Source organism: Streptomyces sp. JHA26 (assembly GCF_002005565.1).
Taxonomy (GTDB): domain Bacteria; phylum Actinomycetota; class Actinomycetes; order Streptomycetales; family Streptomycetaceae; genus Streptomyces.
In genome coordinates this window covers 63,332-77,057 of record NZ_BDJC01000022.1, presented here as the reverse complement: position 1 = coordinate 77,057, position 13,726 = coordinate 63,332, and the positions used below count along the sequence as shown (strand labels likewise).

Sequence of the window (13,726 nt, the reverse complement as noted above, 5' to 3'; positions counted from 1 at the left end):
GACGGAAGGGGACGGACCGTCGCACGGACTGTCACCGCGGGGGTCGTACGGGGGAGGGTTCATGGGGGCAACTCCGAAGCGGTTCGGGAAGGCGGTCCCGCAGCCGCACTCTAGGTCGCGCCGTACTCGCGAGTACCAGGTTTGAGTTATTGCGTTGTTATCAAATGACAATGCGCTCGTTGTGATGCCCCTTAGGGGTCGTTACGCGAAGTAACCTTTGACCTTGGTTCAGGTTTCGCGGATCCCGGCGGGATTCCGGGCGGCCGGGAAGCCCGTCGCGGCCCGATCGGCGACTGCGGTACCCTGACGCCATGCGTGCCGTACGCCTTCTGCTTAGCGAGCCGCGCTGATCAGTCCCGACCCCGGTCGTAGCCCGGTGGCCGGAATCGGCGCGGCGTCCCCTCCTGTGCGAGGGGATTTTTCATTTCCCGGCAATCGCAGCCGCTGGTCTTGGATGTCGCAGCCGCTGGCAGAGACGATCGATGGAGCTTTGAGGATCATGAGCGAGACGAACCCCGCGGCGACCGCCCCCGTGACGGCGGACGCCGCGCCGCACCGCTACACGGCCGCCATGGCCGCCGAGATCGAGGCACGCTGGCAGGACTTCTGGGACGCCGAGGGGACGTACGCCGCGCCGAACCCCGAGGGCGACCTGGCGGGCGACCCGGAGCTGGTCGCCAGGCCCAAGAAGTTCATCATGGACATGTTCCCGTACCCCTCCGGCGCGGGTCTGCACGTCGGCCACCCCCTGGGCTACATCGCCACCGACGTCTACGCCCGCTTCCAGCGGATGACCGGGCACAACGTCCTGCACACCCTGGGCTTCGACGCCTTCGGCCTGCCCGCCGAGCAGTACGCCGTGCAGACCGGCACGCACCCGCGCGTGTCGACCGAGGCCAACATGGAGAACATGAAGTCCCAGCTGCGCCGGCTGGGCCTGGGCCACGACAAGCGCCGGTCGTTCGCCACGATCGACCCCGAGTACTACAAGTGGACCCAGTGGATCTTCCTGCAGATCTTCAACTCCTGGTACGACGAGGAGGCGAGGAAGGCCCGCCCCATCGCCGAGCTGGTCGCGCAGTTCGCCTCCGGTGAGCGCGCGCTGCCCCAGGGCCGTTCCTGGAACGAGCTGACCGAGGCCGAGCGCGCCGACGTGCTGGGCGAGTACCGCCTGGCCTACGCCTCCGACGCGCCCGTCAACTGGTGCCCCGGCCTGGGCACCGTGCTGGCCAACGAGGAGGTCACCGCCGACGGCCGCTCCGAGCGCGGCAACTTCCCCGTCTTCAAGTCCAAGCTGCGCCAGTGGAACATGCGCATCACCGCCTACGCCGACCGGCTGCTGGAGGACCTGGACGCGCTGGACTGGCCCGAGGCCATCAAGCTGCAGCAGCGCAACTGGATCGGCCGCTCCGAGGGCGCCCGCGTCGACTTCCCCATCGACGGCGAGCGCATCACCGTCTTCACCACCCGCCCCGACACCCTGTTCGGCGCGACGTACATGGTGCTGGCGCCCGAGCACCCGCTGGTCGAGAAGTTCACCCCGGACGCCTGGCCCGAGGGCACCCACCAGGCGTGGACCGGCGGTCACGCGACGCCCGCCGAGGCCGTCGCCGCCTACCGGGCGCAGGCCGCCGCCAAGTCGGACGTCGAGCGCCAGGCCGAGGCCAAGGACAAGACCGGCGTCTTCATCGGCGCGTACGCGACCAACCCGGTCAACGGCGAGCGGATCCCGGTCTTCGTCGCCGACTACGTCCTGATGGGCTACGGCACCGGCGCGATCATGGCCGTCCCGGCGCACGACACGCGTGACTTCGCGTTCGCGCGCGCCTTCGAGCTGCCGATCCGCTGCGTCGTCGAGCCGACCGACGGACGGGGCACGGACACCTCCACCTGGGAGGAGGCCTTCGCGTCGTACGACGCGAAGATCGTCAACTCCTCGGGCGAGGGCGTCTCCCTGGACGGCCTGGGCGTCGTCGACGCCAAGGCGCGCATCACCGAGTGGCTGGAGCGCACCGGCACCGGCGAGGGCACCGTCAACTTCCGCCTGCGCGACTGGCTGTTCAGCCGCCAGCGCTACTGGGGCGAGCCCTTCCCGATCGTCTACGACGAGGACGGCGTCGCCCACGCCCTGCCCGAGTCGATGCTGCCGCTGGAGCTGCCCGAGGTCGAGGACTACTCCCCGCGCACCTTCGACCCGGACGACGCCGACACGCGGCCCGAGACGCCGCTGTCGCGCAACGAGGACTGGGTGAACGTCACCCTGGACCTGGGCGACGGCCCGAAGAAGTACCGGCGCGAGACCAACACCATGCCCAACTGGGCCGGTTCCTGCTGGTACGAGCTGCGCTACCTGGACCCGCACAACGGTGAGCGGCTGGTCGACCCGGAGATCGAGCAGTACTGGATGGGCCCGCGCGAGGGTCTGCCGCACGGCGGCGTCGACCTGTACGTCGGCGGCGCCGAGCACGCCGTGCTGCACCTGCTGTACGCGCGCTTCTGGTCCAAGGTCCTGTTCGACCTGGGGCACGTCTCCTCGGCGGAGCCGTTCCACAAGCTGTTCAACCAGGGCATGATCCAGGCCTACGTCTACCGCGACAGCCGCGGCATCGCCGTGCCGGCCGCCGAGGTGGAGGAGCGCGACGGCGCGTACTACTACCAGGGCGAGAAGGTCTCCCGGCTGCTGGGCAAGATGGGCAAGTCCCTGAAGAACGCGGTCACCCCGGACGAGATCTGCGCCGAGTACGGCGCCGACACGCTGCGCCTGTACGAGATGGCGATGGGCCCGCTGGACGTCTCCCGGCCGTGGGACACGCGCGCGGTGGTGGGCCAGTTCCGGCTGCTGCAGCGGCTGTGGCGCAACGTCGTCGACGAGGACAGCGGCGAGGTGACGGTCGTCGACGCCGAGCCCGACGAGGACACGCTGCGCGCGCTGCACAAGGCGATCGACGGGGTGCGCGGCGACCTGGAGGGCATGCGGTTCAACACCGCCATCGCCAAGGTCACCGAGCTGAACAACCACCTGACGAAGTCGGGCGGCCCGATCCCGCGCTCGGTCGCCGAGCCGCTGGTGCTGATGATCGCGCCGCTGGCCCCGCACGTCGCCGAGGAGCTGTGGCGCAGGCTGGGCCACACCGACTCGGTCGTCCACCGGGACTTCCCGGTCGCCGACCCGGCGTACGTCGTGGACGAGACGGTCACCTGCGTCGTGCAGATCAAGGGCAAGGTCAAGGCGCGGCTGGAGGTCGCCCCGTCCATCTCCGACGAGGAGCTGGAGAAGGCGGCGCTGGCCGACGAGAAGGTCGTGGCCGCGCTGGGCGGGGCCGGGATCCGCAAGGTCGTGGTGCGGGCGCCGAAGCTGGTGAACATCGTCCCGGCCTGACCGGCCGAGGGTCCGCCGAGGGTCCGCCCAGGGCTCGGGGTGGTCCCCTACGGGCAGGTTCGGGGTTCCGTCGGAACCCCGAACCTGCCCGTTGCGTTTACCGTGGAGAGCGGCGCGGTGAGCGCCGTGGCCGTGCCCGGTGGGCGGCCGGACGGTTCGAGGAGGAGCTCCGTGGAAGCAGTGATCACAGTCTTCGCCCTGCTCTTCCTGATCGCCGTCGTGCTGGGCGTCTACGCCACCGTGAAGGCGGTCGGCGCCGCCAAGCGCAGCGTGGACCGCGGCATCACCCAGGCCCGCCGCACGGTCGAGGACCACACACTGCGGGCCAAGTCCCTCGTCCAGACGGGCCCGGCGGCGGAGCTCGCCCAGCTGCGGCTCACGCTGCGCACCTCGATGCGGGCCACGCAGGACGCGCTGCACGCGGGCGTGACCGGGGACGAGTCCCTCAAGGAGTCCCTCGCCCTCTTCGAGCGGCTCAGCGCGCACGGGTTCGAACTCGACGGTGAGCTCAGGCGGCTGGAGGCCGAGCCGGACCGGACCACGCTCGCCGAGCGCCTCCCCGCGCTGCGCGAGCGCACCGAGCGCATCGTCCGGTCGGCCGACTCCCTGCGCTGGGCGGCCCGTGACCGCGCCCACCGCTTCGCGGACGACGACCTGGACTCGCTCAGCGTCCAGATCGACGTCGAGTCCGGTGCCCTGCGGCACTGGACGCAGACCGAGCCCGCCGCCGCGCCGCCGTCCTGGCCCGAGGCTCCGGCCGCCGACGCCCCGGCCGCCGGGCGGGACCGGCCCGAGCCGCCGCGGCAGGACGAGGCCCGGGAGCCGGCGCGGCCCGCCATCACCCCGCCCGGTCCGCGGACCGTGCACCCCTGGCAGAAGCAGGCCCGCCCGGAGAACACGGCCTGACCGGGGGCCTTCGCCCGCCCGACGGTGCCCGGCGCCGCCCGATGGCGCCCGGTGTCGCCCGGTCGTCGGGGCCGGTCTGCCGTACGGGCACTACGCCAGGTAACCTCCAGCTCATGTCCCGTCATGTCGCGATCGTCACGGATTCAACGGCCTACCTCCCGGCCCGGACGATGGAGCGGCACGGCATCACCGCGGTACCCCTGACGGTGGTCCTGGGGGACCGGGCCCTGGAGGAGGGCACCGAGATCTCGACCCGCTCGCTGGCCCAGGCCCTGCAGAAGCGACGCCCGGTCACCACCTCGCGCCCCAGCCCCGAGCTCTTCGCCGAGACCTACCGGAAGATCGCCGAGTCGGGCGCCGACGGCATCGTCTCGCTCCACCTGTCCGCCGAGCTCTCGGGCACCTACGACGCCGCGGTCGTCGCCGCGCGCGAGGCGCCGGTCCCCGTGCGGGTCGTGGACACCGGGATGGTCGCGATGGCCCTCGGGTTCTGCGCGCTCTCCGCGGCCGAGGCGGCGGAGACGGGCGGCACGGTCGACGAAGCGGTCACGGCGGCGGAGAAGCGGGCGGCGGAGACGTCCGCCTACTTCTACGTCGACACCCTCGACTATCTGCGCCGCGGCGGCCGGATCGGGGCGGCACAGGCACTGTTCGGCTCCGCGCTCGCGGTGAAGCCCCTGCTCCAGCTGGGCGGTGGCCGCATCGAACCGCTGGAGAAGGTGCGCACCGCGTCGAAGGCGATCGCCCGCCTGGAGGAGATCGTCGCCGACCGCGCGGGCAGCGGTCCGGTCGACATCGCCGTCCACCATCTCGCCGCCCCCGACCGGGCGTCGGCCCTGGCGGATCGCCTGCGGGAGAGGGTGCCGGGGCTGGTCGACCTGCACGTGAGCGAGATCGGCGCGGTGATCGGGGCGCACACGGGACCCGGGTTGCTGGGGGTCGTGGTCTCACCGCGGTAGGCGGCGGGGAGCGGCTCGCCGCTGTCCTCCGTCACCCGCGAGGGTGAGGGAGATGTCCACAGTCCGGTGGTGGTCCACGGAAATCGACCATGATCATCGCGGGTCGGCCGAGGTGTCCGATCCTCGGCGCATGGCTCTTCGATCACGTCCCCGCACAGCAGCCGCGAGCAGCGGACCCGGCCGTGGACCGGCGTCCGACGGCCGCACCCGCCCCTCCCGGCACCGCCCGCACCCTCGCGGCCGGGCACGCCACCGCCACGCGCCGGAGGAGGAGCTCCGCCGACGGGCGGAGGCGCTCTTCGCCGAACCCACCGAACGCACCGGACACGCCGAGGAGCGGCGGGAGGCGGGGACGGGGCCGCCGGGTGGGGGTGCGTACGACGACTCCGTCGTCGGGTCCCTCGTGGCCGTCCCGTCGGCGGGGCACGACGACCGCGCCGACCCCGGCGGTCCCGATGCCGCCGCGCCCACCGCGCCCGCCGCGCCGACGTGGCGGGAGCGGGGCGGGCCCGCGTTGCGGGAACGGATGCCGGTGTGGCTGCAGAACCGGTGCGGAATGGAACCGCGGAGCGTGACCGCGCTCGCGGTGCTCCTCGTCGTCGCCGCGGTCTTCGCCGCGCAGCACTTCTGGACCGGCCGCACCGAGACGGTGGCGGCACCCGAGGTGGTGCGGGAAACGGCCGCCCACGGCACGCGGGCGCGGGGCGCCGCGGCGGCCGGCGGAGCCCCGGCCACCGGCGCGCCCCGGTCCACGGCGACGGCTCCGGCCGGTGCCGAGATCGTCGTGGACGTCGGTGGAAAGGTCCGCGAACCCGGGATCCACCACCTGCCGGCCGGTTCACGGGTCGAGGACGCCCTACGAGCGGCCGGAGGAGTGCGACCCGGTACGAAGACCGACGGACTGAACCGGGCCCGCTTCCTCGTGGACGGCGAACAGGTGATCGTCGGCGCGTCCGTGCCTCCCGGCGCGGGAACCGGCCCGGGCGGCACGGCCCCGGGCGGCCCGGCCGGCGCGGTGACGGGGGCGGCCCCGGTCTCCCTCGGCACGGCGACCGCGGAGCAGCTCGAGACACTGCCGGGCGTCGGCCCCGCCCTGGCCCGGCGCATCATCGACTACCGCACGCAGCACGGCGGTTTCCGGTCGGTGGACGAGCTGCGCGAGGTCAACGGCATCGGCGAGCGCCGCTTCGCCGATCTGCGCGACCTCGTCCGGCCGTGAGCGCGACCACGAGCACGGCGACGGGGGCGGGCACCGGGGCCCGCGCGGCCGTGCACGCCGCGTCCGGGCACCGGCTCGGAGCCGCCCGCCCCCGGCAGGAGGGCCCTACGGACCTGCGGCTCGTGCCGCCCGCGGTGGCGGCCTGGGCCACGGCGGCCCTGGTGCTGGACGCGGCGCCGGAGTGGTCCCTCGGTGTGGTGCTCGGCTGCGTGGTGACGGCCGGGGTGCTGCTGTGGGGGACGCGACGGCGCGCCACGCGTGGCCGGGCGCCCGCGTCGGTCGCCGCCGTACTCCTCTGCGTGGCCGCGTCCGCCGCCTCGGCCGCGCTGCACGGAGCGGACCTGCGCCGCGGCCCCGTGCCCGCGCTGGCCCGGCAGTACGCCACCGTGACCGCCGAGGTGGAGATCACCGCGGACCCCCGGCTCACCCGGCCCCGCGTCCGCGGGGACCGCGCGGCACCGCCGGCCGTGGTGATCGAGGGGGAGGTGCGCCGGATCGAGGAGATGAGCGGGAAGGCGGTGGTGACCCGGACGCCGGTGCTCATGCTCGTCGACGCAGGCACCGGAGCGACTACCGGCACCGGCACCGGAGCGGCGACCGGCACCGGCACCGGAGCGGCGACCGGCCGGGTGCCTCCTTCCGCCTCCGCCGCCGAGCCCTGGCTCGCCCTGCTGCCGACCACGCGGCTGCGCGTCGTCGCGCGGACGGCGCCTCCGAGGACGAGCGGGGACCGGGTCGCCGCCGTCCTGCGGGTGAGGAGCCGGCAGGCGCCGGACGTGGTGTCCGGGCCGTCCGGTCCGCAGCGGCTGGCCGGGCGGCTGCGCGCCGGACTGCGGGAGGCCACCGACGGGTTGCCGGGGGACGCGCGGGCGCTGCTGCCGGGCCTGGTCGTCGGGGACACCTCCCGGATCACCCCGGACCTGGACGAGGCGTTCAAGGAGACCGACCTCACGCACACGCTGGCGGTGTCCGGCGCCAACTTCACCATCCTGCTCGCCCTGCTGCTCGGGCCGCCGGGGCTCGCCCAGCACAGCGAGCGCCGGGGACTGGCGCCCCGCCTCGGCCTCTCCCTGCGCTCGACCGCGCTGCTCGGCGGGGTGCTCGCGCTCGGCTTCGTCGTCGTGTGCCGGCCCGACCCGAGCGTGCTGCGGGCCGCCGCCTGCGGGGCCGTCGCCCTGCTCGCCCTCGCCACCGGACGCCGCCGGTCCCTGCTCCCGGCGCTGGCGACGGCCGTGCTGCTGCTGGTGCTGTACGACCCGTGGCTGGCCCGCAGCTACGGCTTCCTGCTCTCCGTGCTGGCCACCGGCGCCCTGCTCACGCTCGCGCCACGGTGGAGCGCGGCGCTGCGCCGCCGCCGGGTCCCTCCCCGGCTCGCCGAGGCGCTGGCCGCCGCCGGGGCCGCGCAGGTCCTGTGCGCACCGGTGGTCGCCGTGCTGTCGGCCCGGGTGAGCCTGGTGGCGGTGCCGTGCAACCTGCTCGTGGAGTTCGCGGTGGCGCCGGCCACGGTACTGGGCTTCGCGGCCCTGGCGACGGCGCCGTTGGCGATGCCGGTGGCCGAGGCGTCGGCCTGGTGCGCGGGGTGGCCGGCCGGGTGGATCGCGGGGATCGCCCGCACCGGGGCCGCGCTGCCCGGAGCGGGGGTGGACTGGCCGGACGGCTGGACGGGGGCGGCGCTGCTCGCCCTCGCCACGGTGGGCGTGCTGTTCGTCGGCCGGCGGCTGCTGGGACACCCCTGGTGGTGCGGTGTCTGCGCGTTGCTGCTGGTGCTGGCGGTGGTGCAACCGGGTCCGCTGCCCCGGGTGATCACGGGGTGGCCGCCGCCGGGCTGGCGGATGGTGATGTGCGACGTGGGACAGGGGGACGCCCTGGTGCTCGCGGCCGGCCCGGGCACGGGAGTGGTCGTGGACGCGGGACCCGATCCGGCACTCGTCGACCGCTGCCTGCGCTCGCTCGGCATCACCAGGGTCCCGCTGGTCGTGCTGACCCACTTCCACGCCGACCACGTGGCGGGGCTGCCCGGGGTGCTGCGGGGACGTCCGGTGGGCGCGATCGAGACGACCGGGCTCGAGGAACCCGCGGACCAGGCCGAATCCGTCCGCAGACAGGCGGCGGCACGGGGGATCCCCGTGCGGCGCGCCGCCGCCGGCGAACAGCGGCGGACGGGCGCACTGTCCTGGCAGGTGGTGTGGCCGCCCCCGCCCCCGGCCCCGCCGTCGGCCGTGGAGGGGCCCAACAACGCCAGCATCACCCTGCTGGTGCGGACGGCGGGGATGCGCCTGCTGCTGCTCGGGGACCTCGAACCCCCGGCCCAGCAGGAGCTCGGGAGGTCACCGGCGGCGGAGCTGGAAGGCGTCGACGTGCTCAAGGTGGCCCACCACGGCTCCGCCCACCAGGATCCCGGTCTGCTGCGGCGCCTGGCGCCGCGTCTGGCGCTGATCAGCTGCGGCGCGGACAACTCGTACGGGCACCCGGCGCCCGCCACGGTCGCGGCACTGCGGGCCGGGGGCGCGATGGTCCTGCGCACGGACCGGGACGGGGCACTGGCGGTCACCGGCACGGGCGCCGCGCTGCGGGTGGCGGGAGACTGAGGGAACGGAGGAGCCGGACGCCGACGCGCACTTCCACCGCCCGGGAGCCGAGCGCCGGGCGGCGCCCCCCTCCCGGGCCCCGCTCGCCGGCCGTGGCCGACAATGGTGCCCGTGAGCGACGTGAGACATGTCCTGGTGCTGCCCGACCGCGACGCCGCGGAAGAGGTGGCCCAGGAGCTCGGGGAACGGTTCGGGCTCGCCGAGGAGCCGCAGCTCGTCCGGGACGCCCTGGCCGGCGAGGACGACGCCGAGGACGCCCAGTGGCTCGTCGTCCTGCGGGACGAGGACGAACGGCTGGACCCCGGCGCGCTCGACGAGTTCGCGCGGGAGTGGGACGGCTGGCGCGAGGAGCCGTGAGCCGCGGCCCGTGGCCCGCCGTCCGGGCCGTGGGGCACCGCGGGGACCGTTGTCAGCGGTGCGTGCGATGCTTGTCGCGATGGCCAGGAAGACTGCGAACGACGACCCCCTCGCCCCGGTGACCCTCGCCGTGGGCCAGGAGGACCTCCTGCTCGACCGCGCCGTGCAGGAGGTGGTGGCCGCCGCGAAGGCCGCCGACGCCGACACGGACGTACGCGACCTGACCCCCGACCAACTGCAGCCCGGCACGCTCGCCGAGCTCACCAGCCCCTCGCTCTTCGCCGAGCGCAAGGTCGTGGTCGTCCGCAACGCGCAGGACCTGCCGGCCGACACCGTCAAGGACGTCAAGGGCTACCTCGGCGCACCCGCCGAGGAGATCACCCTCGTCCTGCTGCACGCGGGCGGGGCCAAGGGCAAGGGCCTGCTGGACGCCGCGCGCAAGGCGGGGGCGCGCGAGGTGGCGTGCCCGAAGATGACGAAGGCCACGGATCGGCTGGCCTTCGTGAGGGGGGAGTTCCGGGCGGCCGGGCGGTCCGCCACCGCCGAGGCGTGCCAGGCACTCGTCGACGCCCTGGGGAGCGACCTGCGGGAGCTGGCCTCCGCGGTGTCCCAGCTCGTGGCGGACATCGAGGGGACGATCGACGAGGCCGTGGTGGCGCGGTACTACTCCGGACGCTCCGAGGCGTCGAACTTCACCATCGCCGACCGAGCCGTCGAGGGGCGGGCGGCGGACGCGCTGGAGGCGCTGCGCTGGTCACTGGCCACGGGAGAACCACCGGTGAGGATCGTCAGCGCGCTCGCCCAGGGAGTGCGGTCGATCGGGAAGCTCCTGTCCGCGCCCGGCGGACGCCCCGCCGACCTCGGCATGCCCCCCTGGAAGATCAATCAGGTCCGGCAGCAGATGCGCGGCTGGACCGCGGACGGCGTCTCCGTGGCCCTGCGCGCGGTGGCCGAGGCGGACGCCGGGGTCAAGGGCGGCAGCGACGACCCGGAGTACGCGCTGGAGAAGGCCGTGGTGACGATCGCGCGGGCCGCGCGGTCGAGGGGACGGTCGTAGCCCCGGCCGCGCGGACGGCGATCGAGTCGCTCCGGCGGTCCCCGAAGAGAACAATCGGATGAGTCAGCCATGGATCGCCCAGGCATGGAGAGGTGGCGAGCGTGATGGCTGAACACCCGAACGCACAGCTGGTCCGCAAGGGCTACGAAGCCTTCACCCAGGGAGACATGGCGACCCTGCGCACGATGCTGGCGGCGGACGCCACACATCATGTGCCGGGGACCGGCGTGCTGGCCGGTGACTTCAAGGGCCAGGACGAGATCCTCGACATGTACCGGCGCCTCGGCGAGGAGACCGACGGGACGTTCACGGTCGAGCTGCGGCAGGTCCTGGTCGACGGCCGGGGTCACGCCGTGACCCTGCACCACCTGACCGCCGACCGGCAGGGCAAGCACCTGGACGAGGACGGAGGCATCGTCTTCCGGATCATCGGCGACAAGATGACGGACCTGGACGAGTGCATCGCGGACATCGACGCGATGAACGACTTCTGGTCCTAGACCACGCCGAAGGCCCCGGTACCCGTCCTGGGGAGGACGGGTACCGGGGCCTTCGGATCACGCTCGAGGACCCGTGCCCGCGTGGCGAACGCAGGCCGCGCACGGGTCCGGGGTGCCGGCCGGGGGCGGATGAGAGAGGGCCCGCCCTGGGTCCGTCCGGCGATCAGACCAGATGTGAGGTTCAGCCCTTGAGAGCGCCGACCTTCTGCGCCAGCGCCGACTTCTTGTTGGCGGCCTGGTTCTTGTGGATGACGCCCTTGGAGACGGCCTTGTCGAGCTGACGCGCGGCGACGCGCTGGTACTCGGCGGCCTTCTCGACGTCACCCGCGGCAGCGGCCTCACGGGCCTTGCGGATCGCGGTCTTCAGAGAGGACTTGACGGCCTTGTTGCGCAGCCGGGCCTTCTCGTTGGTCTTGTTCCGCTTGATCTGGGACTTGATGTTCGCCACGAATGAGCCTTTGCAGGTTCAGGCACGGGGCCGCACGGGTCCCGCGCCGATGATTTCTTGAGGAGTGCCTCGCGCTGAGAGGGCATGAGACACAGCCCCCCACACTACCAGCGGCCGGATGACGGGCCCAAACCCGCCCTCAACCCCTCCCAAACCCCTCCGTGGTCCCCGACCGTGGGACCATGGAGGCTACGTAACGATCCGACCCGAGACCGCAGACACTGCGGACGCCTCAAGAATCAGGACCCTGCGTGCCCGCGATCCCCAGCCATGTGCCCGAGCCGAGCCGTACCGACCCGGCTCTGATCCGCAATTTCTGCATCATCGCGCACATCGACCACGGCAAGTCCACGCTCGCCGACCGGATGCTCCAGCTGACCGGTGTGGTCGAGCAGCGGCAGATGCGCGCCCAGTACCTCGACCGCATGGACATCGAGCGCGAGCGCGGCATCACGATCAAGTCCCAGGCGGTGCGGTTGCCGTGGGCCCCCACCCACGACAAGAGCAACACGCACATCCTCAACATGATCGACACCCCCGGGCACGTCGACTTCACCTACGAGGTCTCGCGGTCGCTCGCCGCGTGCGAGGGCACGATCCTCCTCGTCGACGCCGCCCAGGGCATCGAGGCGCAGACCCTCGCCAACCTCTACCTGGCGATGGAGAACGACCTCACGATCATCCCCGTGCTGAACAAGATCGACCTGCCGGCCGCGCAGCCCGAGAAGTTCGCCGAGGAGCTCGCCAACCTGGTCGGCTGCGACCCCGACGACGTGCTCAAGGTCTCCGCCAAGACCGGGCTCGGCGTCGACGCGCTGCTGGACAAGGTCGTCGCCGAGATCCCCGCCCCGGTCGGCGTCAAGGACGCCCCCGCCCGCGCGATGATCTTCGACTCGGTCTACGACTCGTACCGCGGTGTGGTGACGTACGTCCGTGTCATCGACGGCCAGCTCAACAAGCGCGAGCGGATCCGGATGATGTCCACGGGCGCCACGCACGAGCTGCTGGAGATCGGCACCAACTCGCCCGAGATGCTCTCCGCCGACGGCCTCGGCGTCGGCGAGGTGGGGTACCTGATCACCGGCGTGAAGGACGTCCGCCAGTCCAAGGTCGGCGACACCGTCACCACCCAGCACAAGGGCGCCGAGGAGGCGCTCGGCGGGTACAAGGACCCGCGGCCGATGGTCTTCTCCGGCCTCTACCCGCTGGACGGCTCGGACTACCCCCTGCTGCGCGAGGCCCTCGACAAGCTCCAGCTCAACGACGCCGCCCTCGTCTACGAGCCGGAGACCTCCGCCGCCCTCGGCTTCGGCTTCCGCGTCGGCTTCCTGGGCCTGCTGCACCTCGACGTGATCCGCGAGCGGCTGGAGCGCGAGTTCGGCCTCGACCTCATCGCCACCGCCCCCAACGTGGTCTACCGCGTGGTCATGGAGGACGGCAGCGAGCACACCGTCACCAACCCGAGCGAGTTCCCCGAGGGCAAGATCAACGAGGTGTACGAGCCGGTCGTGCGGGCCACGATCCTCGCGCCGACCGAGTTCATCGGGGCGATCATGGAGCTGTGCCAGACCCGGCGCGGCACCCTGCTCGGCATGGACTACCTCTCCGAGGACCGCGTCGAGATCCGCTACACCCTGCCGCTCGCGGAGATCGTCTTCGACTTCTTCGACCAGCTGAAGTCGAAGACGCGCGGGTACGCCTCGCTCGACTACGAGCCCACCGGCGAGCAGACCTCCAGCCTCGTCAAGGTCGACATCCTGCTGCACGGCGACAAGGTCGACGCCTTCTCGGCGATCACCCACCGGGACCAGGCGTACGCGTACGGCGTGCGGCTCGTCGCCAAGCTCAAGGAACTCATCCCGCGGCAGGCCTTCGAGGTGCCGGTCCAGGCCGCCATCGGATCCCGGGTGATCGCCCGCGAGACCATCCGCGCCATCCGCAAGGACGTCCTCGCCAAGTGCTACGGCGGTGACATCTCCCGCAAGCGGAAGCTGCTGGAGAAGCAGAAGGAGGGCAAGAAGCGGATGAAGATGGTGGGTTCCGTGGAGGTTCCCCAGGAGGCCTTCATCGCCGTCCTCTCCAGCGACGACAGCGCGGGATCGGGCAAGGCCAAGAAGTAACCACGGCCTTCCCGCACACCCCGGGCGAAACGGGCGCGAAGGGGCCCGCCGCACGCAAGCGCGGCGGGCCCCTTCGCACGTCACGGGCGGACCATGAGGTGAAGTGACCGGGCGCGGAGTCTTACGCACGGGCCGGTCGCCCTTTACCCTGATGCCTGCCCCATAGTTACTCGCGAGTTAAACAACGGCCGGA

General features: G+C 72.9%; 10 protein-coding genes. 9 read left to right on the top strand and 1 reads right to left on the bottom strand.

Translation table 11 applies throughout. The features are described from left to right. Positions 1-499 precede the first annotated feature (499 nt). From leuS to JHAT_RS15825, 8 genes are all read left to right on the top strand, one after another. Positions 500-3,379, top strand: a complete 2,880-nt coding sequence (leuS, locus tag JHAT_RS15860; protein ID WP_077798824.1) for a leucine--tRNA ligase — start codon at positions 500-502, stop codon at positions 3,377-3,379. A 171-nt stretch (positions 3,380-3,550) separates the two neighbouring features. After that, a complete protein-coding gene (locus JHAT_RS15855) occupies positions 3,551-4,285 on the top strand; it encodes a hypothetical protein (protein ID WP_077798823.1) in 735 nt (244 codons plus the stop codon). Positions 4,286-4,398: 113 nt separating this feature from the next. Continuing rightward, positions 4,399-5,244 (top strand): DegV family protein, encoded by an 846-nt coding sequence (locus tag JHAT_RS15850; protein WP_077798822.1) that lies wholly within the window; start codon positions 4,399-4,401, stop codon positions 5,242-5,244. 130 nt (positions 5,245-5,374) lie between these two features. Further along, entirely contained in the window at positions 5,375-6,463 is a 1,089-nt protein-coding gene (locus JHAT_RS15845; protein WP_077798821.1) for a ComEA family DNA-binding protein, read from the top strand. Next, positions 6,460-9,051, top strand: a complete 2,592-nt coding sequence (locus JHAT_RS15840) for a ComEC/Rec2 family competence protein (RefSeq protein ID WP_077798820.1) — start codon at positions 6,460-6,462, stop codon at positions 9,049-9,051. Before JHAT_RS15845 ends, JHAT_RS15840 begins: the two co-directional genes overlap by 4 nt. Before the next feature lie 111 nt (positions 9,052-9,162). Next, positions 9,163-9,408: a hypothetical protein gene (locus tag JHAT_RS15835; protein ID WP_077798850.1), complete on the top strand. Its 246-nt coding sequence runs from the start codon at positions 9,163-9,165 to the stop codon at positions 9,406-9,408. Positions 9,409-9,487: 79 nt separating this feature from the next. Beyond that, positions 9,488-10,465: a DNA polymerase III subunit delta gene (gene holA / locus JHAT_RS15830; protein WP_216353434.1), complete on the top strand. Its 978-nt coding sequence runs from the start codon at positions 9,488-9,490 to the stop codon at positions 10,463-10,465. A gap of 104 nt (positions 10,466-10,569) precedes the next feature. After that, positions 10,570-10,965 carry a nuclear transport factor 2 family protein gene (locus tag JHAT_RS15825; RefSeq protein WP_077798818.1) on the top strand — a complete coding sequence of 132 codons (396 nt, stop codon included), beginning with the start codon at positions 10,570-10,572 and terminating at the stop codon, positions 10,963-10,965. 181 nt (positions 10,966-11,146) lie between these two features. On the opposite strand, the gene rpsT is transcribed toward JHAT_RS15825, so the two are convergent. Then, positions 11,147-11,413 carry a 30S ribosomal protein S20 gene (gene rpsT, locus JHAT_RS15820; protein ID WP_077798817.1) on the bottom strand — a complete coding sequence of 89 codons (267 nt, stop codon included), beginning with the start codon at positions 11,411-11,413 and terminating at the stop codon, positions 11,147-11,149. Between the two features lie 251 nt (positions 11,414-11,664). Here rpsT and lepA point away from each other — a divergent pair, with 251 nt between their 5' ends. Continuing rightward, complete coding sequence (lepA, locus tag JHAT_RS15815) at positions 11,665-13,533, top strand: translation elongation factor 4 (RefSeq protein ID WP_077798816.1); 1,869 nt, start codon at positions 11,665-11,667, stop codon at positions 13,531-13,533. Positions 13,534-13,726: the final 193 nt, after the last annotated feature.

Coding starts and splice junctions, on each gene's coding strand:
- leuS (WP_077798824.1), top strand. CDS start 500: ATGAGCGAGACGAACCCCGCGGCGACCGCCCCCGTGACGGCGGACGCC.
- JHAT_RS15850 (WP_077798822.1), top strand. CDS start 4,399: ATGTCCCGTCATGTCGCGATCGTCACGGATTCAACGGCCTACCTCCCG.
- JHAT_RS15845 (WP_077798821.1), top strand. CDS start 5,375: ATGGCTCTTCGATCACGTCCCCGCACAGCAGCCGCGAGCAGCGGACCC.
- holA (WP_216353434.1), top strand. CDS start 9,488: ATGGCCAGGAAGACTGCGAACGACGACCCCCTCGCCCCGGTGACCCTC.
- JHAT_RS15825 (WP_077798818.1), top strand. CDS start 10,570: ATGGCTGAACACCCGAACGCACAGCTGGTCCGCAAGGGCTACGAAGCC.